The organism is Flagellimonas okinawensis (assembly GCF_029194005.1).
GTDB classification, from domain to species: domain Bacteria; phylum Bacteroidota; class Bacteroidia; order Flavobacteriales; family Flavobacteriaceae; genus Flagellimonas; species Flagellimonas okinawensis.
In genome coordinates, this window is sequence record NZ_JARFVA010000001.1 from 41,992 (window position 1) to 68,231 (window position 26,240).

28 protein-coding genes are annotated in these 26,240 nt (G+C 39.5%); 12 read left to right on the forward strand and 16 right to left on the reverse strand.

Annotated features, from left to right (window positions below):
- Window positions 1-14: 14 nt before the first annotated feature.
- From PY091_RS00195 to PY091_RS00230, 8 genes are all read right to left on the reverse strand, one after another.
- Window positions 15-2,315 (reverse strand): TonB-dependent receptor, encoded by a 2,301-nt coding sequence (locus PY091_RS00195; RefSeq protein ID WP_275647748.1) that lies wholly within the window; start codon window positions 2,313-2,315, stop codon window positions 15-17.
- Between the two features lie 43 nt (window positions 2,316-2,358).
- Window positions 2,359-2,697, reverse strand: a complete 339-nt coding sequence (locus PY091_RS00200) for a hypothetical protein (protein WP_275647749.1) — start codon at window positions 2,695-2,697, stop codon at window positions 2,359-2,361.
- 55 nt (window positions 2,698-2,752) lie between these two features.
- Entirely contained in the window at window positions 2,753-3,268 is a 516-nt protein-coding gene (locus tag PY091_RS00205) for a DUF6787 family protein (RefSeq protein ID WP_275647750.1), read from the reverse strand.
- 31 nt (window positions 3,269-3,299) lie between these two features.
- The gene (locus tag PY091_RS00210) at window positions 3,300-3,758 is read right to left on the reverse strand and encodes a DUF6146 family protein (RefSeq protein ID WP_275647751.1); all 459 of its coding nucleotides are present in this window, start codon (window positions 3,756-3,758) and stop codon (window positions 3,300-3,302) included.
- Between the two features lie 69 nt (window positions 3,759-3,827).
- Window positions 3,828-4,469, reverse strand: coding sequence for a DUF937 domain-containing protein (locus PY091_RS00215; protein WP_275647752.1), 642 nt, complete (start codon window positions 4,467-4,469; stop codon window positions 3,828-3,830).
- 73 nt (window positions 4,470-4,542) lie between these two features.
- The gene (locus PY091_RS00220) at window positions 4,543-5,499 is read right to left on the reverse strand and encodes a D-2-hydroxyacid dehydrogenase (protein WP_275647753.1); all 957 of its coding nucleotides are present in this window, start codon (window positions 5,497-5,499) and stop codon (window positions 4,543-4,545) included.
- A gap of 5 nt (window positions 5,500-5,504) precedes the next feature.
- The gene (serC, locus tag PY091_RS00225; protein WP_275647754.1) at window positions 5,505-6,569 is read right to left on the reverse strand and encodes a 3-phosphoserine/phosphohydroxythreonine transaminase; all 1,065 of its coding nucleotides are present in this window, start codon (window positions 6,567-6,569) and stop codon (window positions 5,505-5,507) included.
- Window positions 6,570-6,640: 71 nt separating this feature from the next.
- Window positions 6,641-7,687 (reverse strand): acyl-CoA reductase, encoded by a 1,047-nt coding sequence (locus PY091_RS00230; protein ID WP_275647755.1) that lies wholly within the window; start codon window positions 7,685-7,687, stop codon window positions 6,641-6,643.
- A gap of 85 nt (window positions 7,688-7,772) precedes the next feature.
- On the opposite strand from PY091_RS00230, the gene PY091_RS00235 reads away from it, so the two are divergent.
- The 7 genes from PY091_RS00235 (at window position 7,773) to PY091_RS00265 (ending at window position 16,059) form a co-directional block, all read left to right on the forward strand.
- The gene (locus PY091_RS00235) at window positions 7,773-8,126 is read left to right on the forward strand and encodes a 4Fe-4S dicluster domain-containing protein (RefSeq protein ID WP_275647756.1); all 354 of its coding nucleotides are present in this window, start codon (window positions 7,773-7,775) and stop codon (window positions 8,124-8,126) included.
- A gap of 50 nt (window positions 8,127-8,176) precedes the next feature.
- Complete coding sequence (locus PY091_RS00240; RefSeq protein ID WP_275647757.1) at window positions 8,177-8,305, forward strand: hypothetical protein; 129 nt, start codon at window positions 8,177-8,179, stop codon at window positions 8,303-8,305.
- A 56-nt stretch (window positions 8,306-8,361) separates the two neighbouring features.
- Window positions 8,362-9,456, forward strand: coding sequence for a redox-regulated ATPase YchF (gene ychF, locus PY091_RS00245; RefSeq protein WP_275647758.1), 1,095 nt, complete (start codon window positions 8,362-8,364; stop codon window positions 9,454-9,456).
- 67 nt (window positions 9,457-9,523) lie between these two features.
- Complete coding sequence (locus PY091_RS00250; protein WP_275647759.1) at window positions 9,524-10,426, forward strand: DMT family transporter; 903 nt, start codon at window positions 9,524-9,526, stop codon at window positions 10,424-10,426.
- Between the two features lie 102 nt (window positions 10,427-10,528).
- Window positions 10,529-12,397, forward strand: a complete 1,869-nt coding sequence (locus tag PY091_RS00255) for a DNA topoisomerase IV subunit B (RefSeq protein ID WP_275647760.1) — start codon at window positions 10,529-10,531, stop codon at window positions 12,395-12,397.
- Window positions 12,398-12,412: 15 nt separating this feature from the next.
- Complete coding sequence (locus tag PY091_RS00260) at window positions 12,413-15,040, forward strand: DNA gyrase/topoisomerase IV subunit A (protein ID WP_275647761.1); 2,628 nt, start codon at window positions 12,413-12,415, stop codon at window positions 15,038-15,040.
- Between the two features lie 62 nt (window positions 15,041-15,102).
- The gene (locus PY091_RS00265) at window positions 15,103-16,059 is read left to right on the forward strand and encodes a sterol desaturase family protein (protein ID WP_275647762.1); all 957 of its coding nucleotides are present in this window, start codon (window positions 15,103-15,105) and stop codon (window positions 16,057-16,059) included.
- Here PY091_RS00265 and PY091_RS00270 read toward each other — a convergent pair.
- From PY091_RS00270 to PY091_RS00280, 3 genes are read right to left on the reverse strand one after another with little or no spacing between them, the layout of a single operon-like run.
- Window positions 16,056-16,877 (reverse strand): TerC family protein, encoded by an 822-nt coding sequence (locus PY091_RS00270; RefSeq protein ID WP_275647763.1) that lies wholly within the window; start codon window positions 16,875-16,877, stop codon window positions 16,056-16,058. The genes PY091_RS00265 and PY091_RS00270 overlap by 4 nt on opposite strands.
- 2 nt (window positions 16,878-16,879) lie before the next feature.
- Entirely contained in the window at window positions 16,880-17,257 is a 378-nt protein-coding gene (locus PY091_RS00275; protein ID WP_275647764.1) for a DNA topoisomerase IV, read from the reverse strand.
- A gap of 32 nt (window positions 17,258-17,289) precedes the next feature.
- Window positions 17,290-17,700 carry a helix-turn-helix transcriptional regulator gene (locus PY091_RS00280; protein WP_275647765.1) on the reverse strand — a complete coding sequence of 137 codons (411 nt, stop codon included), beginning with the start codon at window positions 17,698-17,700 and terminating at the stop codon, window positions 17,290-17,292.
- A 337-nt stretch (window positions 17,701-18,037) separates the two neighbouring features.
- On the opposite strand from PY091_RS00280, the gene PY091_RS00285 reads away from it, so the two are divergent.
- The 3 genes from PY091_RS00285 to PY091_RS00295 all read left to right on the forward strand — a co-directional run bounded on the left by PY091_RS00285 (window position 18,038) and on the right by PY091_RS00295 (window position 20,198).
- Window positions 18,038-19,087 (forward strand): M14 family metallopeptidase, encoded by a 1,050-nt coding sequence (locus PY091_RS00285; protein WP_275648757.1) that lies wholly within the window; start codon window positions 18,038-18,040, stop codon window positions 19,085-19,087.
- Between the two features lie 99 nt (window positions 19,088-19,186).
- Window positions 19,187-19,666 carry an Lrp/AsnC family transcriptional regulator gene (locus PY091_RS00290; RefSeq protein WP_108246105.1) on the forward strand — a complete coding sequence of 160 codons (480 nt, stop codon included), beginning with the start codon at window positions 19,187-19,189 and terminating at the stop codon, window positions 19,664-19,666.
- Between the two features lie 13 nt (window positions 19,667-19,679).
- Window positions 19,680-20,198, forward strand: a complete 519-nt coding sequence (locus PY091_RS00295) for a DinB family protein (protein ID WP_275647766.1) — start codon at window positions 19,680-19,682, stop codon at window positions 20,196-20,198.
- A 1-nt stretch (window position 20,199) separates the two neighbouring features.
- Here the strand turns inward: PY091_RS00295 and PY091_RS00300 are convergent, their stop codons facing one another.
- Together PY091_RS00300 and aroB are read right to left on the reverse strand one after the other, a co-directional pair.
- Window positions 20,200-20,526, reverse strand: a complete 327-nt coding sequence (locus tag PY091_RS00300; RefSeq protein ID WP_275647767.1) for a hypothetical protein — start codon at window positions 20,524-20,526, stop codon at window positions 20,200-20,202.
- Window positions 20,527-20,620: 94 nt separating this feature from the next.
- A complete protein-coding gene (gene aroB / locus PY091_RS00305; protein WP_275647768.1) occupies window positions 20,621-21,676 on the reverse strand; it encodes a 3-dehydroquinate synthase in 1,056 nt (351 codons plus the stop codon).
- A 91-nt stretch (window positions 21,677-21,767) separates the two neighbouring features.
- On the opposite strand from aroB, the gene PY091_RS00310 reads away from it, so the two are divergent.
- Both PY091_RS00310 and PY091_RS00315 read left to right on the forward strand, forming a co-directional pair.
- The gene (locus tag PY091_RS00310) at window positions 21,768-22,940 is read left to right on the forward strand and encodes a proline dehydrogenase family protein (protein ID WP_275647769.1); all 1,173 of its coding nucleotides are present in this window, start codon (window positions 21,768-21,770) and stop codon (window positions 22,938-22,940) included.
- Window positions 22,941-23,049: 109 nt separating this feature from the next.
- Complete coding sequence (locus tag PY091_RS00315) at window positions 23,050-23,691, forward strand: hypothetical protein (protein ID WP_275647770.1); 642 nt, start codon at window positions 23,050-23,052, stop codon at window positions 23,689-23,691.
- A gap of 247 nt (window positions 23,692-23,938) precedes the next feature.
- Here the strand turns inward: PY091_RS00315 and PY091_RS00320 are convergent, their stop codons facing one another.
- From PY091_RS00320 to PY091_RS00330, 3 genes are read right to left on the reverse strand one after another with little or no spacing between them, the layout of a single operon-like run.
- Window positions 23,939-24,304: a DUF4258 domain-containing protein gene (locus PY091_RS00320; protein WP_275647771.1), complete on the reverse strand. Its 366-nt coding sequence runs from the start codon at window positions 24,302-24,304 to the stop codon at window positions 23,939-23,941.
- A 5-nt stretch (window positions 24,305-24,309) separates the two neighbouring features.
- The gene (locus PY091_RS00325; protein WP_275647772.1) at window positions 24,310-25,509 is read right to left on the reverse strand and encodes an alanine dehydrogenase; all 1,200 of its coding nucleotides are present in this window, start codon (window positions 25,507-25,509) and stop codon (window positions 24,310-24,312) included.
- A gap of 44 nt (window positions 25,510-25,553) precedes the next feature.
- Window positions 25,554-26,099, reverse strand: a complete 546-nt coding sequence (locus PY091_RS00330; protein ID WP_275647773.1) for a hypothetical protein — start codon at window positions 26,097-26,099, stop codon at window positions 25,554-25,556.
- Between the last annotated feature and the right edge of the window lie 141 nt (window positions 26,100-26,240).

Consider the following 26,240-nt stretch of genomic DNA (forward strand, 5'->3'; position numbering starts at 1 on the left):
TGTTTTACCTGTGATTATAAAGGCACATTCAAACTAAAGGAAATATTCCTGCCAATATTGGCTATACCATCAGCTTTTAGCCTGGATAGGTGAGAAATATAATTCTTATCAAATAAGTTGTTTCCTGTGATGGAGTAGCCCACTTTCTGATTGAAGATTTTCATATCTCCGCCAATACCCACATTAAATAGATTGTACCTTGGTGTTTTGGTTTCAAAATCTGCTACTTTGTTTTGATCAAAAAAGGTTTGAAGCGTTACAAAGGCATAGCATTTATAATCTTGATTTCGTTTTTTCCATTCTACTCTAAAGGTGTTTGTCCAGCGGTTCGCGGGTATCAAAGGTAGATTGGAATTGTCCTCCAACTCACCAAAAACAATATCGTAACTACTTTCCAAATGCAACCAATCAATAGGGTGGGGGTGTAAATGGAATCCAAATTCACCACCATATAGAATAGCATTTTGTTGTTGGAAATCGTAAATCGGGTCCAATTCCCTGAACTCTCCTGTTGGCTCCAAATAAATATAATCGTTGACAATATTGTAGAAAGAATTGATATAGGCCTCAAGGTGTTTGTTGCTATATTCCAATGCCAAATCAATCTGGAAATTTTGCTCACTGTCCAAATCTGGATTTCCAATTTCTACCCTGTTTGCTCCACTGTGCAATCCATTGGAAGATAATTCGGATAAGTTGGGAGCCCTGAAACCAGTGGCCAAATTTAACCTACCCATTATGTTTTTGGTCATATCCAATCGGTAACCAACAGCAGCATTAAAACTATTGAAATTTCTGTCCAATGCCGGAATGTACTCTTCATCTCCTTCTATTCCACTGGCTTCACCGTTAATGGATCGTAGGTCGTATCGCAGACCTATTTGAAGGTCGCTTTTATCAAAATGGATATGTGACGTTGCCAAAACTCCAAAATCGTTGGTGGTGGCGTTGGGAACCAATACCTCTTCCCCAAAATTTTCATTGGTCTGATGCATACCCTGAACCCCAAAAATAGTGGTCATTTTTCCCCACTGTGGATTAAACTGGATATTATAGTTGAAAGTACTCAAGCGCATGTCCAAAGCTGCCCCTTCGTGGCCCTCTTCCTCATGTTCCTCCTCTGCATGCTCTTCTTCGGCATGCTCTTCTTCTTCGGCGTGTTCCTCACCCTCATGCTCCTCATGGTGGTGTTCTTCAAACTCTTTTCTATTATTGACCGTGTATCCAAAAGTGGCCTCCAAACTAGATTTTTTGAAGAAGAAGTTATTTTTGGAACTTATAATATGTGTCGATAGTTCTTGATACGGCATTAAAGGATCACGATCGTTGTTCTGCACCCCTATCTCTTCAGGAATACCTAAATCGGATGTGTTGTAATTGTACCGTAATTCAGTTTTAAATTTTGATGCTTGGTAGGCCAGCCCTGTCTTTAAATCGGCTTCCTTAAACCTGGAATTGGTTACACTGGTTCCGTCACCTGTTTCATAGTCGGCATTGGATGCATAGGCACCACGTACCAAAAACTTAAGTTTTTCTCCAGAAGTCTTAAATCCAGCATTGGCATTGTAGCCCAAGGTATTGGTAAAGTATCTCATGTTAACGTCCCCTGAGGTTTCTCCAGAAGTCTCAAACTTCTCAGGGTTTAAATAAAGTACACCTCCAAGAGCATCGGAACCATACAATAAGGATGCAGGCCCTTTAATGACCTCAACACTGGAAATACCGGCATCGTTTATACCCAGACCATGCTCGCCGCCATATTGTTGGTTCTCTAGGCGAACTCCTTGTGTATAAACCAAAACCCGATTAAAACTCAATCCACGTATTACAGGTTTTCCAATTCCCACACCTGTTGATACGGAGGATACTCCAGGAATGTTGGTAATGCCCTCGGATAAGGTAATGCCCCCTTGCTGCTTGAGTTCTTCCATTGATTTCTGCTCCACCTTCATCACGTTTTCACGTTGTAGTTTATGGAATGGAGTGGAAAGTACTACTTCATCCATCTCTATTGCTGAAGCAGTCATCTGATAGTCAAATTGATTGTTTCCGGAATTAATTTCAATGGAAGTGGAGTAGGTTTCAAAACCGATATAGGAAATAACCAGTTTATAATTGCCTTCTGGCAGGTTCCTTAAGGAGAAATCTCCATTTTGGTCGGTTACGGCGCCATTTTCCAATTGTGGAATGTAAACCGAGACCTGTTCTAGAGGTTCGCCTGTTTCTGCATCGGAAATGTTTCCCGTCAGTGTATTTTGTGAATAGGTATAAATAGATGTCAATGCCAAAAGCATTGAGATATAGAATTGTTTCATCGTAAAAATTAAATGGTTTAAAACTTAAATCAATCGGTAATTACTACGAAACTGATGGGGGACCGCGAAGAGCACGGAAAGAAACCTCTTTGGGTTTATAAATGAATTGATAAATGGAAGTCTCATACCTAATTTCCGGTATTTCAACAGGAATGTAGGTAAAAGAAGTGTTGAAGAGCACCTTGTTGGCCAAAGTGAAATCATGGAAATCACAATCTAGGTTACCATCGTGTATATGATTGGTGCCGTAAGCGATACAATGCTCTTCTTGATTGTGCTCATATAAAGCATGTCCCAATTTTATAATGGTTGGGGCCAAAATGGCCGCCGCCATCAAAAGGGAACTTAATATGAGAATGCGTTTGTGGAGGTTGGTCATCATACTATCGCAAAAGTAACTAAGGTAAACCCTCTTTTTATGTTAAAAAAACTATAAACTATCTAAGGAAGCTCCCTAAACCCATACGTTTTAGCATCTTTTTCTCAAAATTCCAGAAAAATTGATACTGACCGAACAACCATCCTATACAAACAAGAAGTATTTGATAAATAGGGAAAATAAGTAAGATTCTAAGTGTCCAGTACACCATTCCGGGAACATTTTCATCATCCAGCCCAATCCAATGAACCAAAGGTCCGGCCAGTTTTCCGGCGGCACTTCCAGTTATGGCGAACACAATAAAAATGGCGATCATTTCCCATTTATAGTCCACTTTCCATCTATTTTCCACTTTTTTAAAACACCAAAGAAAAAACTTGATCATGGCATAATACAATACTATGGTCAATCCTGCGGTGAAAATCCATTCATAAATGGTGTTGTTGAGATTAAAAAGATGTAAAAGGCTTCTTGCAATGGTATAGGACGTTAATAAAACCAATAATACGCCAAGTATAGGAAAAAGGATTTGCCAGTTCTCTTGAATTTCCCAGCGTTGTTTTAGTTTTTGCATTTCTTACTTTAATTCCTGCAAAAATAGCATATTAAATTCTGGGAATAAAAGGACCCAATCGTTGGTTGTATTTTCTTTGAAAATAAATGAAGTAATTATAGAGCTTGTAGTTTACCTCGTACCCATAATCTATGCTGGGGTCGTAGTTTATCTGCATTTCATATAAATTGGGATTGAAACGTTGCGGCTGCAAGACCCGTTGGTTCCAAGTGGTCACCATTATAGCGTTTCTATTTTCCAAAAAAGATTGGGAATAGTATCCTTCCGGCCGCGCGATGGAATTTAACCAAGTATTGAACCCAGGTTCTATGATAATAATTTCATACTCTGTTTCATCGTCTGCTATTTCAACGGGTGCCTCATCATTGGAATCAAAAAGGGCTTTTTCCTCACTAGAAACATCCAAGGTCGATTGTTGGGATGTACAGGATAATAAGCTGAAGCTAAGAATCAAACCGAATAATAGTGGACGCAATTTTTTCTTTTTCATATTGATAAATTACAAAAAAAGCCGCTTGACTTATCAAACGGCTCTGTTAAATATCGTTAAGGTAATTGGCTACTTTCCAAAAAGTCCACCCAGCACTCCACCTAGACCGCTTTTTTTCTGTCCACCTCCATTTAAGACCATACCGGCCAAATCATCGATGACACTACCATCACCATCGCTGTCCAAAAAGGTTTCGATAAGTGATTGTTGCTTATTGGCAGCTTTGTTGCCGCCCATTAATCCACCCAAAAGACCATTAAGACCATCGGGGCTGCTTACATTTTGTTGTCTTGTCTGCTTACCCAAATATCCCAATAGTATGGGAGCAGCAATTTTTAGAATTTGGGCAATGGACCCGGCATCGATTCCAGATTTGGCGCTCAAGGCATTTTCTACCTGTGATTGTTTGGAGCCTAAAACGTGGCCAAGTATCCCGGCGCCATCATCCATAACATTTTGGTCGACACCTCCGCCAAAAAGGCCTCCCAAATCATCTAAAATACCACCATCGTGCTTGGAAGACAGCGCGTCCATTAGCCCTTGGGCCCCGCCTGGTGTTGATGCATTCTTCTTCATGGCCCCCATTAAAAGAGGCATGGCCATGCTTAAAACTTCGGCTGTTTTATTTTCTGGTTGACCGGTTTGTCCAGCAACTCCACTGATCAATTGTTTGCCCACAGGGCTGTTGATCAAGTCTAATAATCCTGACATTGTGTTAGTGTTAAGGTTAAAGGAACAATGTACGAAAAACTGCCTTTTGAAAGTACAGTAAACACTAAAAAACCTATGGTTTTAGCAATTTGATAACCTTTTCTGCCAATTCTACACCAATCCGCTCCTGTGCTTCGATTGTTGAACCTCCTATATGTGGACTGAGTGAAATCTTGGGATTCATCAAAATCTGAATTTCCGGCTTGGGTTCCGATTCAAAAACATCGAGCCCGGCAAAGGAAAGGTGTCCGGAATCCAATGCTTCGGTTAAGGCAACTTCGTCCAAAACCCCACCTCGAGAAGTGTTTATGATTCCCGAACCAGGTTTCATAAGCCCGAGTTCTTTTTTCCCAATCAAATAGTTGTCTTGCGCCGGAACATGCAGACTTATAAAGTCAGCATTGGCCAACACTTCTTTTATTTCGCTACTTTTTAGAATGATTTCCACGGATTGCCCATCAAAAAATGAAAGTGTCAAGTTAGTTTCTTGAATGTGATGGTCTGTAAACAAAACCTCCATACCAAGGGCCAGTGCCATCTTTGCCGTTGCTTGTCCAATCCTTCCAAAACCAATTATTCCCAAGGTTTTGCCCCTAAGTTCCATCCCTCCGGAATAACTTTTCTTGAGCTGTTTGAACTGTTGGTCACCTTCCAATGGCATATTGCGATTGGCGTCGTGCAAGAACCGTACACCATTTAATAGGTGTGCAAAAACCAATTCGGCCACGGACTCGGATGAAGCTTCGGGCGTATTAAAGACCTTGATTCCTTTCGATTCAGCATATGCAACATCAATATTGTCCAAGCCAACACCGCCGCGTCCTATTAACTTTAAACCGGGGCAGCTGTCGATCAATGCCTTATCAACTTTGGTTGCGCTGCGCACCAATAAGCCTTCAATCTTATTTTTATTGATATAGTTTGTTAATTGCTCTTCGGCTACGCGTGTGTTTTTAACCTCGAAACCTTCTTTTTCAAGTAAATCGATACCAGATTGTGCTATCCCGTCGTTCGCTAAAATCTTCGCCATTAAATTTATCCTTTCTTTTCAAGTTCACTCATAATGTCCACCAAAACACCTACACTTTCCATAGGAAGTGCATTGTACATGGATGCACGATAACCGCCTACCGAACGGTGTCCATTAATTCCGCTTATCCCAGCTTCCTTGCACATGTCATCGAATACATCCTTTAGCTCATCATCTGTTATGTTAAATGTCGCGTTCATAGTTGAGCGGTCTTCTTTGGCAGCAATTCCGGAGAAAACCGGGTTAAGTTCAATTTCCGAGTAGATTAAATTGGCCTTACGCTCATTGATCTCTTCAATAGCTGCTATTCCACCCAAATCTTTTAACCATTGCATTGTGAGCATAGATACATACACCGCAAAAACTGGTGGAGTGTTGAACATACTTTCTTTGGCTACATGTACCGAATAGTCCATCATGGATGGAATCTTACGGGTAAGTTTACCTAAAATATCCTCTTTTACCACGACAAGGGTAGCTCCTGCTGGACCCATATTTTTCTGAGCTCCAGCATAGATCAAATCAAACTGGGAGAAATCCAATTGACGAGAGAAAATATCAGAACTCATATCGCATACCAATGGAACATCCGTTTTAGGGAATTCCTTAAACTGCGTACCGTAAATCGTGTTATTCGAGGTAAGGTGCAAATAATCTAAATCCGCTGGGATTTCGTAACCTTTGGGGATGTACTTGAAATTATCCTCCTGCGAAGATGCAACCTCTATGATCTCTCCAAAAAGTCTCGCTTCTTTTATTGCTTTTTGACTCCAAGTACCTGTGTTTACATAACCTGCTTTCTTATCCAGTAGATTGAAAGCCGTCATTAAAAACTGCATACTGGCACCACCTTGTAAAAATAGGGCTTGGTAACCTTTACCTTCCAGACCCAATAATTCCAAGGCAAGCGATCGTGCCTTTTCCATGATGTCCACAAACTCTTTGCTTCGGTGAGATATTTCTATAAGTGAAAGTCCTATGCCGTCAAGTTCTAAAACGGCTTCGGATGCCTTTTGCATTACCTCTGCGGGTAAAATACATGGGCCTGCGCTAAAATTGTGCTTTTTCATTGCCTAGGTTTAAAGGGTAAAGGTCTAAAAAATTGTGATATCTAAAAACGTTTCCCATGGTTAGGGTTTTCTTAAAGTTGGAGCAAGAACTGCATGGTATCGATTCCGTCCGCATAGTCGCTTAAACTTGGTTTTTGGGTATCCCCAAAGTTTATGTCGCCTTCTAAGGTGCTAGAGGAAACTACGCATTGGATTTGTTCTTCCATCTCATCCAGTTTCTTTCTCAAGTTCGATTCATTTTCATAATGGGAATAAAACAAAGCCGAAATAGGGGAGGTAAGGGCTTCATCTTCTTTTAAGATTAAAAATCCATTGTCCAGGATCTTGAATTCACTCATTAAATAAACCGCTTTGTTGTAATCGTAATTGTTGGCGTACTTATGTTGGTGTATAATGTCCTTGTAGTGGAAAAGCGCATTGAACAAGCCATCAAAATCATAATCCTTTGGGACATAAATTTTAGACACATTACGGCAGCCCAATCCATAATATCTGAATATATCCTCTCCCAATGCCTTTAGTTCATCATGAGTCTCATTTCCTGTAAGCACGGCCACCGAATTTCTGTTTTTTCTAATGATGTTCGGCTTTTTGCCAAAATAATATTCAAAATAGCGACTGGTGTTGTTGCTGCCGGTAGCAATTACGGCGTCATAATTTTCCAATTTAGCATCGGTGAATTCTATTTTTGCTTCAAGGGATGGTTCTTGTTCTATCAGATATTTGGCTATAAACGGAAGCAACAACTTGTCGTTGGAGGACAGCTTGGCCAAAACCTTGTTTCCTGAAAGCAAAACGCAAATAAAATCGTGAAAACCGACCAACGGGATATTCCCCGCCATAACAATCGCAATTGTTTTTGGTTCTTTTTCCTTAGTAAAGGAGTACTGGGACAACCAATCGTTTAATTTTTTTTCGGTAAGCAAATCTCCCCATTGTTTTAGGGAAAAAAGGACATTTTCTTCGGTAAACCATCCGTTGTGATGACCTGCTCGAGCAATGACATCCTTTAAATTTGAATCAGCTTCTGCATCATTGGAATAACATTTTTCACAAAAATCCGTTAGGTATTTTCCAAGTTTAACAAAAGCATCTATGGTATTTCTATCTGGTGCCATTAAATTTGTACACTAATTTACTAGGGTTTATTTTTGTCAAAAGTAAGCATGCTGACCAAAATCAGCCCAAAAGGAAAAGAAAAATATGGCAATAATTATAACGGATGAGTGCATAAATTGTGGTGCTTGCGAGCCAGAATGCCCAAATACAGCAATTTATGAAGGTGCAGATGAATGGAGATATAGTGAAGGAACTTCATTGGCAGGTGACGTAGTGCTTCCCAATGGCAAAGAGGTGAACGCAGACGAGGCCCAAGAACCCGTAAGCGACGAACTTTATTACATAGTTCCGGACAAATGTACAGAGTGTAAAGGTTTCCACGAAGAACCTCAATGTGCTGCTGTGTGTCCAGTGGATTGTTGTGTGCCAGACGAGGACCACGAAGAAACAGAAGATGAGCTATTGGGCAAGCAAAAGTTTATGCATCCCGATGGCTAGGCAATAAAAATCGATTAATTTAGCCCCGAACAAATGTTCGGGGTTTTTTTATGCAAGAAAAAGAAAAGGAATACAACGGTATCTGGAAGCAAGCGGGATGTATTTTGTCCCTGATTGCCATTTTCGGCATCATTGGGTTAATGATCATGGGACTTTATTTACTCATTCAGGGTTATTGATGACCAGTACCAAAACTTCAACTTATATTTGCACCCTCAAAACACAAAGTAATTAGATGAAAGCAGGTATTGTAGGATTGCCAAACGTAGGAAAATCAACTCTTTTCAACTGTTTGTCCAACGCAAAGGCACAAAGTGCCAACTTCCCATTTTGTACTATTGAACCCAATATTGGCGTGGTGAACGTACCGGACCAACGTTTGGAGAAATTGGAAGAATTGGTAAATCCGGAGCGCGTAATACCCGCAACAGTGGAAATCGTGGATATTGCCGGACTTGTAAAAGGTGCTAGCAAGGGTGAAGGACTTGGAAACCAGTTTTTGGGAAATATCAGGGAAACCGATGCTATCCTTCATGTACTTCGTTGTTTTGATAATGATAATGTTGTGCATGTTGATGGATCAGTAGACCCTATAAGGGACAAGGAAACCATTGATATGGAATTGCAGTTGAAAGATTTGGAGAGTGTAGAAAAGAAACTCGATAAAGTAAAGCGTGCCGCCAAAACAGGAAACAAAGAAGCACAGAAGGAAGAGGCAGTACTTTCCGCTTTAAAAGAAGGTTTGGAAGCCGGAAAATCTGTTCGGGCCATTACCTTGAGTGAAGATGACCGAGAAGAATTTGTTCGACCTATGCAGTTGATCACGGACAAACCAGTGATGTATGTTTGCAATGTAGATGAAGGGGCTGCAGTGGATGGAAATGCTTATGTTGAAAAAGTAAAACAGACCGTTGCGGACGAAAACGCAGAAGTCATCTTTTTGGCCGTGGGTACCGAAGCTGACATCACTGAATTGGAAACCTACGAAGAACGACAAATGTTCTTGGAAGATCTTGGACTTTCCGAGCCGGGGTCAGCCAAATTGATTCGTGGTGCATACAAACTACTTGATTTGGAAACGTATTTCACCGCAGGGGTAAAAGAAGTCCGTGCTTGGACCATTCCCGTTGGAGCAACAGCACCACAGGCTGCAGGTGTCATCCATACCGATTTTGAAAAAGGTTTTATCCGTGCCGAAGTCATCTCCTATGACGACTACGTAAAATACGGGAGCGAAGCCAAAGTAAAAGAGGCCGGTCGTATGCGCGTGGAAGGCAAAGAGTACATTGTTAAGGACGGTGATGTGATGCACTTTAGGTTCAACGTGTAACCACTGGGCATTGTAATCCATAATATTTTTGAATTCCCATTCCTCGGACATAAAATAGCTTTGCTATATGTCCAGTAAAAGCTTAGGGGTTTTATATGGAGTCTTGGGAGTGGTATTGTTTTCCTCCAAGGCCGTGATGGTGAAATTGGCATATCGTTACAATGTCGACACACTCGATTTACTGCTGTTCCGTATGCTTTTTTCCCTTCCTAGCTATGTTTTTATCCTATTCTTGATTCGGAAGAAATCAGCAAAAACAGAGATTGGAGCAAAAGACTATGCTTGGCTGGTTGTATTTGGCTTTGTGGGCTATTATCTGGCCAGTTATTTTGATTTTTTAGGCTTGAACTACATCAAGGCTGGCTTGGAACGCATTATTCTTTTCGTGTACCCGACCATTGTGGTATTCTTGAGCTGGTTAATATTTAGACAAAAGATAACAAGAGTACAATTCATTGCTATTCTCGTAACTTATGTAGGCGTACTCATTACATTTTGGGACGAATTGGATGTATCCGGTAACGCAGTGCTACTCGGAGGTTTTTTGGTTTTGTTGAGTGCCATTACTTACGCCTCCTATTTAGTGGGCAGTGGCTGGTTAATTCCTAAGTTCGGTGTGCTCAGGTTCACTTGCTACGCCATGATCGTATCCACCATTTGCATTGTGATTCATTATTTGGTATCGGGCCATTGGGGGTTTATGGACTATCCTTGGCCAGTATATGCCTACGGCTTGGCTATGGCCATTTTTGCAACACTGATTCCATCCTTTTTGGTCTCAGCAGCCATTGAACGATTGGGAGCTTCGAACTTTTCGATTCTGGGAAGTTTGGGACCTATATCCACCATTTTGCTAGCCTTTGTGTTTTTGGACGAAAAACTAACATATTGGCAGTTGGTTGGAATGTTGGTTGTTATTTTTGGTGTGACCTACTTGTCAATCCAAGGCAAAAAGCGGGCTAAAGGCTGATATATATTAACAATTATTGTTTTTCATTGTTGATTACTTTCTACCGTTCACCCTTTTATTTTTGCTCCTAAATTTTATATTGCAATGATTAACCCTTAACTCATGGCAGATACCCAATATACTGAGGATAATATCCGTTCGCTGGACTGGAAGGAGCATATTCGTATGCGTCCGGGGATGTACATTGGAAAATTGGGCGACGGTTCCTCTGCAGACGACGGCATTTACATTCTTCTAAAAGAAGTTTTGGACAACTCCATCGACGAATTTGTGATGGGGGCCGGGAAAACTATCGAAATCAGTATTAAGGAAAATACGGTCCACGTGCGCGATTTTGGTCGCGGAATACCAATTGGAAAAGTGGTGGACGTTGTTTCCAAAATGAACACTGGTGGTAAGTACGATACCAGAGCGTTCAAGAAATCTGTTGGTTTGAACGGGGTAGGTACCAAGGCCGTGAATGCACTTTCCACCTATTTTAGGGTTGAATCCAATAGGGACGGTCAATCAAAATCTGCCGAGTTTGAAGCAGGTAACCTGGTCAACGAAGAACTTCTGGAAGAATCTTCCCGAAGAAAGGGGACCAAGGTGAGTTTCACACCAGATGAAACCATTTTCAAAAAGTACAAATACCGCAATGAGTATGTAGAGCGCATGCTCAAAAACTATGTTTACCTAAATCCCGGACTTACCATTGTATTTAATGGTGAAAAATATCATTCGGAGAATGGTCTAAAGGATTTATTGGAAGACAACAATAACAATGAGGATTTTCTTTATCCCATTATACATTTAAAGGGGGATGATATTGAGGTTGCCATGACGCATAGCAAAACTCAATACAGTGAGGAATATCACTCTTTTGTGAACGGACAGCATACCACTCAAGGTGGTACGCACCAATCAGCCTTTAGAGAAGCGATTGTGAAAACTATCCGTGATTTTTATGGAAAAAATTACGACGCCTCCGATGTTCGTAAGTCCATTATATCTGCGGTTTCCATTAAAGTGATGGAACCTGTTTTCGAAAGCCAGACCAAGACCAAGCTTGGCTCTACCGATATGGGTGGGGACTTGCCTACAGTGCGTACTTACATCAACGATTTTATTGGCACGCAATTGGACAACTACCTGCATAAGAACCAGGCAACTGCCGATGCACTCCAAAAGAAAATAGTACAGGCTGAAAAGGAACGTAAAGAACTCTCCGGAATTCGAAAGCTAGCGAGGGACCGTGCCAAAAAAGCGAGTCTTCACAATAAAAAATTACGCGATTGCCGTATCCATCTTCAGGATATGAAAAAGGACCGAAGACTGGAATCGACCTTATTTATTACCGAGGGGGATTCCGCATCGGGTTCCATTACAAAATCTAGGGATGTAAACACACAAGCTGTTTTTAGCCTACGCGGTAAACCTTTGAACTCTTATGGAATGTCCAAAAAAATCGTTTACGAGAACGAGGAATTCAATCTGTTGCAGGCCGCACTCAATATTGAGGATTCCATGGAGGATCTTCGATACAATAATATTGTGATCGCAACCGATGCCGATGTGGATGGAATGCACATTCGTTTATTGCTGATCACCTTCTTTTTGCAATTTTTCCCAGAATTGATCAAGGAGAATCATTTATATATTCTTCAGACCCCACTATTTAGGGTGCGCAATAAAAAAGAGACCATTTATTGCTATAGTGATGAAGAAAGAAAACAAGCCATAGAAAAACTCACTGGAAAACCAGAAATCACTCGATTTAAGGGATTGGGTGAAATTTCTCCGGATGAGTTCAAAAACTTTATCGGTGATGATATCCGTTTGGAACCCGTAATGCTGGATAAAGCCATGAGCATTGATGGCCTATTGAAGTTTTATATGGGCAAAAACACTCCGGACAGACAGGAATTCATCATCAATAATCTTAAAGTGGAGCTTGATCTTGTTGAAGAAAACCAACTACAACCCAAATAAATGCCGCCTTTCTAAATGGAAGAGAACGAAGAACTGAACGATGAAAGTTTAGAAAACCAAGACGAGTCCCAAGATAGCCTGGTAAAGGTGACCGGGATGTACAAGGATTGGTTCTTGGATTACGCTTCGTATGTAATATTGGAGCGTGCCGTACCTGCTATCGAAGATGGATTTAAGCCTGTGCAGCGAAGAATTATGCACTCGCTCAAAGAATTGGACGATGGACGATACAACAAAGTGGCCAATGTGGTAGGGCATACCATGCAGTACCACCCACATGGCGATGCCAGTATTGCCGACGCCATGGTGCAAATTGGACAAAAGGATTTGCTTATCGATACCCAAGGTAACTGGGGAAACATTTTAACGGGTGATGGGGCCGCAGCACCCCGTTATATCGAGGCCAGATTGTCCAAGTTTGCCCTTGAAGTAATTTATAGTCCAAAAATTACCGAGTGGCAGCTATCCTATGATGGAAGAAAAAAGGAACCTGTTAATTTACCCGTTAAGTTTCCGCTTTTGCTCGCGCAAGGAGCAGAGGGTATAGCAGTAGGACTTTCCACAAAAATACTTCCACACAACTTTAACGAACTCATCGATGCTTCAATAAAGCATTTGCAAGGCAAAAGGTTCACCATTGTTCCAGACTTCCCTACGGCGGGAATTATCGATGTGACCAATTATAACGATGGGATGCGTGGTGGAAAAATAAGGGTCAGGGCCAAAATTTCAACTTTGGACAAGAATACCTTGGTCATCAACGAAATACCTTACGGCACCAACACATCCTCTTTAATCGACTCCATCTTAAAGGCTAACGATAAGGGGAAAATCAAAATAAAAAAGATAGAGGACAACACGGCAGCCGAAGTTGAAATCTTGGTGCATTTGCCCAATGGCATTTCTCCGGATAAAACCATTGATGCCCTATATGCCTTTACAGCTTGTGAATCTTCCATTTCACCTTTGGGGTGTGTGATAGAGGATAACAAACCATTGTTTATCGGGGTCAAGGAGATGCTGGAAAGATCTACAGATAATACTGTAGAGTTACTTAAAGCAGAACTTCAGATTCAATTGGACGAATTGGAGGAGCAATGGCACTTTTCTTCACTTGAGCGAATTTTTATCGAAAATCGAATTTATCGTGAAATCGAAGAAGAGGAAACGTGGGAAGGTGTTATCCAAGCTATTGACAAAGGATTGAAGCCGCATATTTCGCATTTAAAACGAGAAGTGACTACGGACGACATTGTAAGGTTGACCGAAATTCGCATCAAACGTATTTCAAAGTTTGATTTAGATAAAGCACAACAACTTATTGAAAGTTTGGAAGATAGAATTGCACAGACCAAGCATCACTTAGAACATTTGGTGGAGTTTGCAATCGATTATTTCAAAGAACTCAAAAAGAAATATGGAGCAGGACGCGAGCGCAAATCCGAAATAAAAATATTCGATGATATTGAGGCCACTAAAGTGGTGATAAGGAACACAAAACTTTATGTGAACCGTAAGGAGGGATTTATCGGAACTTCTTTAAAAAGAGACGAATACGTAACGGATTGCAGCGATATTGACGATATCATCGTTTTCACCCAAAAAGGGGAGATGATGGTAACCAAGGTGGATTCCAAAGTGTTCATTGGAAAAAATATTATACACGTAGCAGTCTTTAAAAAGAAAGATAAGCGTACTACCTACAATATGATCTATAAGAGCATGAAAGGCGGTCCAAGCTATGTTAAGCGTTTTAATGTTACGAGTATGACCCGAGACAAGATGTACGAACTTGCTGGGGACAAACCTTCTTCTGAAGTACTATATTTTTCCGCAAACCCGAACGGTGAAGCAGAGGTAGTTACTGTAATGTTGCGACAGTCTGGAAGTATCAAAAAACTAAAATGGGACTTGGATTTTTCCGATGTCTTGATCAAAGGAAGAAGCTCCAAAGGTAACCTGGTCACCAAATATCCCGTAAAACGCATCGAGCTTAAGGAAAAGGGCGTTTCCACATTAAAACCGAGAAAAATTTGGTTTGACGATGTGGTAAGTCGTTTAAACGTTGATGGAAGAGGGGAGTTGCTTGGAGAGTTCAAAGGAGATGACCTATTATTGGTGATTGATCAAAAAGGAATTGTAAAAACCATTCCTCCGGACTTATTGACCAGGTTCAGTGATGATATGATCGTGCTCGAAAAATGGAATCCGGATAAACCGATTTCCGTTGTACATTACGTAGGGGACAAAGAACGTTATTACCTGAAGAGATTTTTAATCGAGAACCCCAACAAAGAGGAAGTTGTAATCGATGAAGATTCGAAATCCTACATGGAGCTGGTTTCTACCGACTGGAGACCCAGATTGGAAATTGAGTTTGTAAAACCGCGGGGCAAGGACCCAAAACCCAACATGGAAATAGATGTTGAAGATTTTATCTCCGTTAAAGGAATAAAAGCACTTGGCAATCAACTGACTCCCGAAAAAGTAAAAAACATAAATGTATTGGACCCTCTTCCTTATGAAGAGCCCGAAGAACAAAAAACGGAGGATATCGAGGTGGTGGACGAAGAGCAAATAGACAATAATGATGATGATATAGGGACAAAGAATGACAGTAATGACCAAACCTCTTTGTTTTGATTCTTTTTCTGATTAATTTTCGCAACAACAGATACCTAAAGCTTACGGCTTAAATTTTCTATATGGATTTTACAAACCCCCTGGTGTATGGCGTACCAGTTTTTATCGCCTTTATCTTACTGGAATTAACTTATAGCAAGACCCACAACGACGATCAATTGTATAATTGGAAGGATTTGGCAGCCAGTAGTTTTATGGGTGTTGGTTCTGCTATTTTAGGCCCATTATTTAAGGTAGCATTTGCAATTCTTCTTTTTGAAGGCACTTATGAACTTTTTAATCCCGTGGTGGAAGGAGTAAGGACCAACATAATGGGATACGAATCGTTTGGATATGCTTGGTATATCTGGATTTTATGCCAATTGGCAGATGATTTCACCTATTATTGGTTTCATAGGGCCAACCATGAGGTGAGAATTTTGTGGGCAGCTCATATTGTACACCACTCCTCGGATAATTTTAATTTAGGTACCGCCATTAGAAATGGCTGGTTCACAATACTTTACAAGCCGTTCTTTTACATATGGATGCCGGCCATTGGATTTCCTCCAGAAATGGTTTTGGTTTGTTTAGGAATTGAGGCCCTGTGGCAATTTCAGCTTCACACGGTATATGTTCCAAAACTTGGCTTTTTGGAGAAAATATTCAACACACACACAATGCACCAAGTACACCATGCGCAAAATGTGGAATATCTGGATAAGAACCATGGTGGTTTCCTAAACATCTTTGATAGAATTTTTGGAACGTGGAAAGAGCTGGATGATGATATCGATGTAAAGTACGGTGTAATACATGCTCCAAATTCCTATAATCCAGTGGTTATTCTAACCCACGAGTTCAAGGATATTTGGAACGACGTTAAAAAATCGAAAAAGCTTTCCCACAAACTCATGTATATCTTTGGACCTCCAGGTTGGAGTCACGATGGCAGTACTTTAACGGTAAAACAGCAACAACGCTTGTTTAAACAGCACAAAGAGTCCAGTCCGGAATTGGCATACCAGAGGCCGAACTAGTGTTCTTCCCAGGTGCTTGTTTCATGTTCTTCTTCGGAATTTTTCTGAATACGAAGGTTGATAAACTCAACCATTAAAGAAAAGGCAATGGCAAAATACAGGTAACCTTTTGGTATTGCACCAACTTCGTTACCAAATATTACCAAATGGGATAGGTGTGCCGATTCAGCAATTAGCATAAACCCGATAAGAATCAAAAAGGATAAGCCCAAAACTTGAATCGATGGATGTTTATTCACAAATTCCCCAACAGGATTTGCAAAGAGCATCATAATTACAACGGAAATAACAACAGCAGTAATCATTAAGACCAATGCATCCGTTGGATTTGGCGATATGCCGTTTGTCATACCAATGGCAGTAAGAATGGAGTCAAACGAAAATACAATGTTTATAACCGTAATCTGTACAATGGCATTTACCAAAGAAGTAGATCGGGATTTTTCCACCTCACGCTCGTCATGACCACGGTCTTCTATTTTCTCGTGAATTTCATGGGTGCTTTTATAAAGCAGAAACAATCCTCCTCCAAAAAGAATCAAAGCCTGCCAGCTTATCCCTCCTGTAACCCAAGATTCATGGAATACCAAAAACGGTTTTTTCATCTTGGTGAGCCAAGTAATACCGAACAACAATAAAATACGCAACACCATGGCCAGCACTAATCCCAGATTTGTAGCTTTCCTTCTATCTTTTTTTTCCAGCTTGCCGGCAGCAATGGAAATGAAGATTATGTTATCGATACCCAAAACAATTTCTAAAAAAGTAAGGGTGAGCAGCGCCATCCAGGCATCGGGACTCGCAAAAATATCGAACATGGTTAGTCTATTTTATGGGCAGTTCCTTTAAATTTTCGATTATCCCCAACAATGTTATATTCAAATGTGTACGAGGATTCTGTGGTTGTGAGTATTTTTATGTGAATAGGCTTTTCTTCAGCTTTGTTCTTTGGATTTAGGTTTTTTAGAACGTATTCACAATCGTTTATCCATCTAACCGAAGAAGAGTCCTTTTTCCCTTCAAACTCATCAACCTCCAAATCCAGCGTCCTTTTGAATGTGGTCACTTTTTCTTCACCATCAATGGTTGCGGTAAAGGTAAATTCACCCGTTTTAAACTCTTTACAGTCACGTTGTGGAGGTTGTCCACAGGCTAAGAACAATAGAGGAATAAATCCTAAAAAAAAGTATTTTATCATACCTACAAAGTAACGGAAAGTAGGGCAAAGGGTCAATCCTTTTTTATGTTGAATGTTTTAAAAGTTCCGTTGGAATAAAACATTACAATTTTGTCGGGTTCCAATTCACCCGCTTCATTTTTGGTTGATTCGCTGAGGCGACGTTCCTCAATTACCTCGGTGTTCTCTTGAGTCAAAGGTTTCGATATTTCCCGTTCATTTAAAGATGGTTCTTTATTCTCTTGCTTTGGAAAATTGCCTTCACCTTTTAGCAGCCAATACAAATCGACTTCGGGGTAGGCGTTCACCAATTTCATCACAAAATCCAAACTGGGTTTATTTCTACCATTTAATAAATGGGACATGCTGGAACGCTGTACGCCAATCTCATCAGCAAAAGCAGAAACAGAGATGTCCAAGTGCTGGATGATAGTTTCAATACGTGATATTATTTCCTTATTCACAAATGTAAATTATAGTGATGTAAAAGTAGTAAAAACAGAAACAATCTAAACATTGATATCAAGATAACTATTCATAAACTTAAACTAATACACCACATATTCTAGCTTAATAAGCTGAAATATAGAACATAAAAGATGTTTAGTATTTTCTAGTTTACAATTCTAAATTATCGCACTAATTACATAGATGGTAACGTTGCTACTTGTTTACATATGTATATTTTATTTAATTACAATTGTAAATCAAAGGATGGTTACTTTTGTAAACTTTAATGAAATCCGCATGATTGATTATTCCTTATATAAGGAGGGTTCCATACAGGGTAGGTATATTACAATGGAATCTTTAGCCAACTGTTTTTCCAATTTAGAAACTCCAATAATACACATAGGTGATTCCGTTAATGGTTTACCTATTAAAGGATTTAAACTAGGGTCAGGAACAAGAAAGGTTTTGATGTGGTCCCAAATGCACGGCAATGAATCCACAACAACTAAAGCGGTTTGGGATTTGGTTAATTTTTTATCACAGGACAAAGAGTTAGGAAAAACCATTCTGGCTAATTGTACCTTAATTATAGTTCCTATATTAAATCCTGACGGTGCTAAATTATACACTCGAGAAAACAGTAATGAAATCGATTTAAACCGGGATGCAAAAAACTTAACGCAACCGGAAAGTATTGCATTTAGAAAACTGTTCGAATCGTTTGCACCTGATTTCTGTTTTAACCTACATGATCAGCGTACGCTTTTTAGTGCGGGAAACAATGACAAACCGGCCACAGTTTCTTTTTTATCGCCGGCCAGCAATAAAGAGCGACATATTACACCAACACGAGAGACAGCCATGAAACTTATTGTTGCCATGAACAATATGCTTCAGAATGAAATCCCTGGTCAGGTTGGTAGATACGACGATGGTTTTAATGATAATTGCATTGGAGACACCTTGCAAATGCTCGGGGTGCCCACAATTTTATTCGAGTCAGGACATTATCCAAGGGACTATGAGCGGGAAAAGACACGTGAATATATTTTTAAAGCTATGGTAGAGGCGCTAAAAATCATAGCTCACGACAAAATCGAAACGTACAAAACTGGAGATTACTTCTCCATACCTGGAAACAAAAAGTTGTTTTTTGATGTACTGATAAAGCATCCGGAGTTGGTGAACAGCGAATTTGAAGCCGGACATTCCGTTGGAATCCGATATAAGGAAGTCTTGAAAGAACAAAAAATCATTTTTAAACCAGAAATAGCCGAAATTGGCCCTCTTGAAGGGTATTTTGGTCACGAAACCATAGAATGTATTGATATCAAGGATTTTGGCTTTACTTCAAATCAGAAAGATATCCTGAATTTGCTCTTGAATTTCAATAAATAGAAGCAATTTTCAGTCGCGTCTTGCATATTATTTAAAAAAGAACCATTTTTATTACGTAAATTTCCTTTTTTAACTACTTTTGCTGCAAAATTCAATGTAATGAACAAAGTTAAGCTAGACGAGATAGATCACCAGATATTGGATATGTTAATCGATAACACCCGTACACCTTTTACGGATATCGCAAAAAAATTGCTGATTTCTGCAGGTACGGTTCATGTCCGAGTCAAAAAAATGGAGGAGTCAGGAATCATTAAAGGTTCTTCTTTGACTCTTGACTATGTAAAATTGGGCTATTCCTTTATTGCTTATGTCGGTATATTTTTAGAGAAAACCCACCAGACAAAATTTGTATTGGAGCGTTTGAGCCAAATACCATACGTAACCGTTGCCCATATTACAACTGGTAAGTTCAATATTTTCTGTAAAATAAGAGCACGGGATACTACGCATGCCAAGAATATCATTTTTAAGATTGATGATATTGAAGGTATCAGTAGAACAGAAACCATGATTTCTTTGGAGGAAAGTATCAACGATAAGAGACGTTTGATGCATACCATCTTCAACGAACTATAATCTTTAAACCTTAATGGTTCTTTCGGAACTTCCCACTTCAGAATACAATCCATTTTACCAAACCTATGTAATGGCCCTTGGCAATGTGGATTTATTTGAAGAGTTGAAAAATGGGAAAGCAGATTTTTTATCCCTTTTGAAGGATATTCCCGAAGAAAAACTTAATTATGCCTACGCTGAGGATAAATGGTCCTTGGCGGAGGCTTTAGTGCATATGATAGACACGGAGAGGATTTTTCAATACCGGGCCCTACGTATTGCACGAAACGACAATACTCCACTTCCTGGTTTTGATCAGGATAATTATGTTCCTTATTCCAACGCCAAGAATCGATCTAAACAAGATCTGTTGGAGGAGTACAAAGCTGTTCGGGATGCTACAATTACCCTTTTTAATTCGTTTGATGGGGAAGCCATAAAAAGAATTGGCACTACAAGTGGTTCAAAAATGAGTGTACGCGCCCTTGGTTTTATAATTAGCGGGCACCAAGCTCATCACATTCGAATTATTAATGAACGATACCTGGACTAATTTAATATTGGTCTTCGGTTTCCAGGTCTTCAGATGAGGATTCCAAGTTTTCTAACGTTTCGCCTTCAAAATCAGAGGTTACCAATTCCTTGTCCAATTCCTTTTCAATGGTTTCTTCGAAATTTGCGATAAAGTTGGAAAGGCTTTTACTGATTTTTACCAAGTAAATAGTATCAACCGTCCTTACTTCTACGGCCTCCAAGACCTCGCCATTCGGCTTTTTTATGGTAATTATATCATCATCGCCGTAACCGTCCGGATAACAATCGATTAATTTTGCCGCCACTTCGTGGTCCAGTTTTTTGTAGTCTATCAGAATTCGTTTCATAATGGTTAGTTATTAAAAGCATTCCTAAACTAGACATTTTTGAACCTGATGGATGCAAAGAGTTGTAAACATAAAAATAAAGTATGCGAAGTGGTTATTCCTTGTAGTAAGCAAAAGCCTTTTGAAACAATTCTTCAGGTATTTTAATATCCGTAACGGCTTCGCCTATAGCTTGCAACAAAACAAAATTCACATTGCCATGGGAATTCTTTTTATCATATTTAAGCAGTTGGAGAATAGCATCAATATCATCCTCCGTGAATTCCACTTTATCAAAATGGGTTAAAAAGGTGGATTTTATCTCATCCAACGATAATTTGGAGAGACCTCTTAGTTCGTGGGATAAATATCCCTCCAAAATCATTCCTGCAGCAATTGCCTCTCCATGCAGTAATGTTTTCTTGTCGTGACTATCCAAACAGTAGGATTCAATGGCATGGCCCAAAGTGTGCCCAAAATTCAAAATTTTTCTGAGTCCTTGTTCTGTAGGGTCTTCAAGTACCACCTTGTTTTTTATAGCAATGGAATGCTGTATACAAGAGGCATCCGTAAAATTGGCTTCATGCACCAGATTGTCCCAATATGCTTTATCTTGGATCAGGCCATGCTTAAGCATTTCAGCATAACCACTTACAACTTGTCTTTTTTCAAGAGTTTCTAAAAACTCGGGGAATATCAAAACCATTTGCGGCTGGTTGATAACCCCAACTTGGTTTTTGAGGGCACCCAGGTCAACACCCGTTTTTCCGCCTATGGATGCATCCACCATGGAAAGTAAGGTTGTAGGGATATTGATAAAATCAATGCCACGCTTAAAGGTAGAGGCCACGAATCCCCCCATATCGGTTAAAACTCCACCACCAAGGTTTAAGAGCAGACTCTTACGGTCTCCATCCAAATTGGAAAGGTCTTCCCATAACTGCAAACAAGTATGAATGTGCTTGTTTTCTTCTCCGGATTTAATTTCAAGAATGGAATCTATGGAAAAATCGATGATCTTATTAAAAATGGGCAAACAATGTTCTTTTGTGTTTTCATCCACTAAAAGAAAGATCTTGGAATACTCTTTTTTTGCAATATGCTGGTTAAGAGCAGCTTTTGCCAACTCGTTAATATGTACCTCGTAAGACTGCGATTTTACTGACTCCATAATTTTAAATACTACGCTAAATAAAGATTATTTTTATATATAAGGTTCTAGTTTGCGTACTTATCTTTGAATCTTTAATGGATATTTAAGAATGCGACCAAATTTTGAGAATACTGCAATAGCTTTCGAGCTTAAGTCGGACTCCCAGTTGGAGCGAGCCTACTTTCTTTTTAAAATGATTTCCAAAGAACCCTTGGTTCGGATAGGAACTGCGGTGACCAATTTTGCCATCAAGGCCCATTTACCTGTGGAGGGTTTGATCAGGGCTACGGTGTTCGACCATTTCTGTGGCGGGGTCAGCGAAAAGGACTGTCTCCCCATTATAGATAATATGTATGGTAATGGCGTTTATTCCATTTTGGATTATTCTGCAGAGGGTAAAGACGCGGACAATCAGTTTGATTTTGCCTTGGAAAAAACCTTGGAAATACTAGATTTTGTCAAGGAAAAGGATGCGATGCCCTTTGCTGTTTTTAAGCCAACCGGGTTTGGACGCTTTAAATTGTTTGAAAAAGTAACGTCGGGTGCTGATTTAAATGACAAAGAGCAGGCAGAGTGGGGGCGCATTGTCAATCGTTTTGATAAGGTATGCCAAAAAGCGCATAAGCTCGATGTCGCCCTATTGATTGACGCTGAGGAAAGTTGGATGCAAGATGCTGCCGACGATTTGGTGCTGGACATGATGCGCAAATACAATAAAGAGAAGGCCGTAGTTTTCAATACGTTCCAAATGTACCGTTGGGACCGCATGGATTATATTAAACACCTGCACAAGCTAGCTATCGACGAAGGTTTTAAAATTGGCGCCAAAGTAGTAAGGGGGGCATATATGGAGAAGGAGAATGAAAGAGCTGAAGACAAAGGATATGAAAGCCCGATTTGTAAAAACAAAAGTCATACGGATGAAAACTTTAATGCATCCCTGGATTTTATGATGGAACACTTGGAGCATTTCATCATTTTTTCCGGAACCCATAACGAGCAAAGTTCCTTTAGATTGATTGATTTAATGGAAAAATACGGTCTTGCCACAAACGATCAAAGGGTGTGGTTTGGCCAATTGTTCGGTATGAGCGATCATATTACTTACAATTTGGCTGCTGAAGGATATAATGCGGTTAAATATGTGCCTTACGGTCCTGTACGGGACGTTATGCCTTATCTAATCAGAAGGGCGGAAGAAAATACATCGGTAGCTGGACAAACATCCCGGGAGCTTGCCCTGATCACCAAAGAACGGAAGAGGAGGAAATTAACGGATTAGGAGCAATATCTTCACTATCAGACCTATAAAAAATAATTAAGAGAATTTTTCTGTCTGATTCATGTAACAATTGGGTGCTATTATATACCAATAGGGTAAACATACCCAAATGGAATTAGATCTACTTAAAAAGAACTGGCAAAAAATAGATTTTGCTTCAGAACAAAAAGACGCATTTTCTATAAAAGAGTTTAAAGGTCATAAATCAATTTTTATGGCCAAAACCATTACAAAAAAACTTTTCCTGTACTCTCTAATTGAATTTTCACTCTGGGGAGTTGCAGCAATAGGGCTGCAGTACTATTTTCAAGAATTTACCCCACAATCTTTCCTGGAGTTTCAACCATTGATATATATTGAAAAACTAAACTTTGTGGTTCTTCTCGCTTTTCTTGCCTTGTTCTTTTGGAGCTTCAAATCAATTGATACAGTGAATAATGTTGTAAACTTAATCACAAGAATTCTTAGAGTAAAAAAAGTGGTCAAAGGATATATCACATATAACCTAATCATTTTCAACCTCTCATTTTTGGTGAGTTATATTTGGGAATTGAACAATAATGAAGAGATTGGTGAAATATTAAAAAATGAATCTAGTTTTATGTATATAGCACTAATATTTTTTGGTGCCACTTTGGCGATTATTTTCACCTTATTAGTTTACAGAGCCTACAACTTCATTTACGGCTGCTTTATTTTGAATTTTGATGATTTGACACAGAATTTAAAACATTTAATTAATCAAAAATAAAAAGGCCGGTTAAATTCCGGCCTTTAAACAATTACTTTAGTTTAAATTAAAAAATCAATGATGTCAATGAGGACATCAACTACTTTTTTAGCAAGTGCTGCCATATTACATAATTTTTGTAGGTTAATAATTGTGAAGATTTTACTTCACTTACTACAAGAAATGTAATACAGAATGAACGCTTTGATTTGTCAAAATTGATGGATGCCTAGTTTGAATTGACTTATACCTGATATCAATTGATGAATTAATTTATACTTTCAATCACTACCTCCTCCTTACAATTCTTGGCCTGCAACTCCAATTCTTTGCCATTTTGTTCGTGTGAGATAAAATAGGTTTTGCATGGTTCGGATTTGGTATCGCTCTTCCCAAAATCCACATTGCCGTCTTCTAAAAACGATTGTATCAACAATGTGTCTTTGTATTCTTCGGGCAATGACTCCGAAAAGGTCAACGTTTTGGAGCGCATATCTTTAAGGACCCTGCAATTGGGAAAATAGCAAAAATCAATACCTTCTTCACCTGATTTTTTCTTTAAGAAGAAAACCAAAAAAATCAATCCTATGGATAGTCCTACCAAGTACCATCCCAATCGCTTTAAAAATGCCATTTATATTAAAAAATAAGAAAGTTAATGTCGTTGTAGCTCATGCCGAACCAATCACCGACGGACTTGTTCGTTAAAATTCCGTGGTACATATAAAGTCCGTTCCGCAATCCTTTATCAAATCGAAGCGAGTGCTCCAAACCTCCCTCTTCGCCAATTTTCAATAAATAGGGTGTAAATATATTACTAATTGAAATTGAAGATGTACGTGGGTATCTCGATGGAATGTTCGGTACTCCATAATGGATTACCCCATATTTTTCAAAGGTTGGTTTGCGGTGTGTTGTAATTTCAGATGTCTCAAAACAACCGCCCATGTCGATACTCACATCAATGATCACTGCTCCTTTTTTCATGTTTTCCACCATGGAACTGGAAACCACGACCGGAGACCTGTCCTTGCCCCGCGTAGCACCAATGGCCACATCGCAACGTTTTAAGGACTTAATCAAGTTTTTTGGTTGTACTGTGGAAGTATACAGTGTTTGGTTCAGGTTTGTCTGTAAATTTCGAAGTTTACTAATGGAATTGTCAAATACCTTTACATTGGCTCCAAGTCCCAGAGCAGATCTAGCAGCGAACTCACCAACGGTGCCCGCTCCAATAATTACAACTTCTACAGGTGGCACACCACTTATGTTTCCGAACATTAGCCCATTGCCCTTGCTTGGGTCGGACATTAATTCGGAAGCAATTAAGATGGAGGATATGCCCGCAATTTCGCTCAAGGAGCGTACCGCAGGGTAATTACCGTCATCATCCCTGATATATTCAAAGGCAATGGCAGAAAGACGCTTCTTTGCCATTACTTCAAAATACTCTTTGTTCTGGGTTTTTATTTGCAGTGCGGAAATAACAATGGTCTGCGGGTTCAATAAGTCAATTTCCGAAAGAGTAGGGGGCTCAACTTTTAATATTATTGGACATGAAAAAACCTTTTTGGTGTCTTTGGTTATCTCGGCTCCGGCATTGGTATAGTCCAAATCCGAAAAATTGGCTCCTTCTCCTGCTCCTGATTCCAAAAGAACTCGATGTCCGTTTGCTGTAATCGCATTGACCGCATCCGGTGTTAGACACACCCTTTTCTCCTGATATTGGTTCTCCTTGGGGATACCAATGAAAAGTTCCCCTTTTTGTTTGACTATTTCAAGGGTTTCTTCTTGTGGTAGCAGTTGTTGTTTGCTGAAAGGGGAGGAAGCGTGGCTCATACAGGGTAAATCTATTCAAAATACCATAGGGTATTAAAACAAATTTACATTTTTTTTGATACCGTTTTTTGGCGTTGTTCCAATTTCTCGCGCTCTTTGCGCAATTCCTCTTTTTCCTTTAGGATCTGTAGTTCGGTGTCCATGGCATCTAGGTCTATTCCATGTACGTGTTTATCAACTAGTTTTATCCTAATAAAGTATACCACTGGAATAATAACCATGGTTACGGCTATTACGTATAAAATCTCATTTTCATCTATACGCTCGCTGTTGGAATAATTCAGAACCGTAAATAATTGAAAGGCATACATGGCAATCGGAATCAATATGGCATGGTACCACCAGTTCTTGGAAGTAACGAACCAAATCACCAGTAAAAATAGAGGGACAACCTTGCTCAAATAAAAGTAAATAGCTGTGCTAACATCTCCGAAATTGTTCTCTGTTATGGTAATGCCCAAAAATGTCCAAGTAGTCACTTCTTGCGGCAAGTATTTATAACTGTAGAACAATAGGGGGGATACAGCTATAAATAGGGCAATAGCCCCTTCGATAACAAAGCGCTTTTTAATTGTAGATTTTTTGCTCATTACTTTGTTAACTCTAAAAATCCAGGATTATTGTAAAAAAAAATCCCTTTTCGAAAAAAGGGATTGTCGATTGTAGGATAAAAGCCTAATTAAACCTTAACGATTTTTGACTTTTTAATACTAGTTGTCTGATTGTCGTCA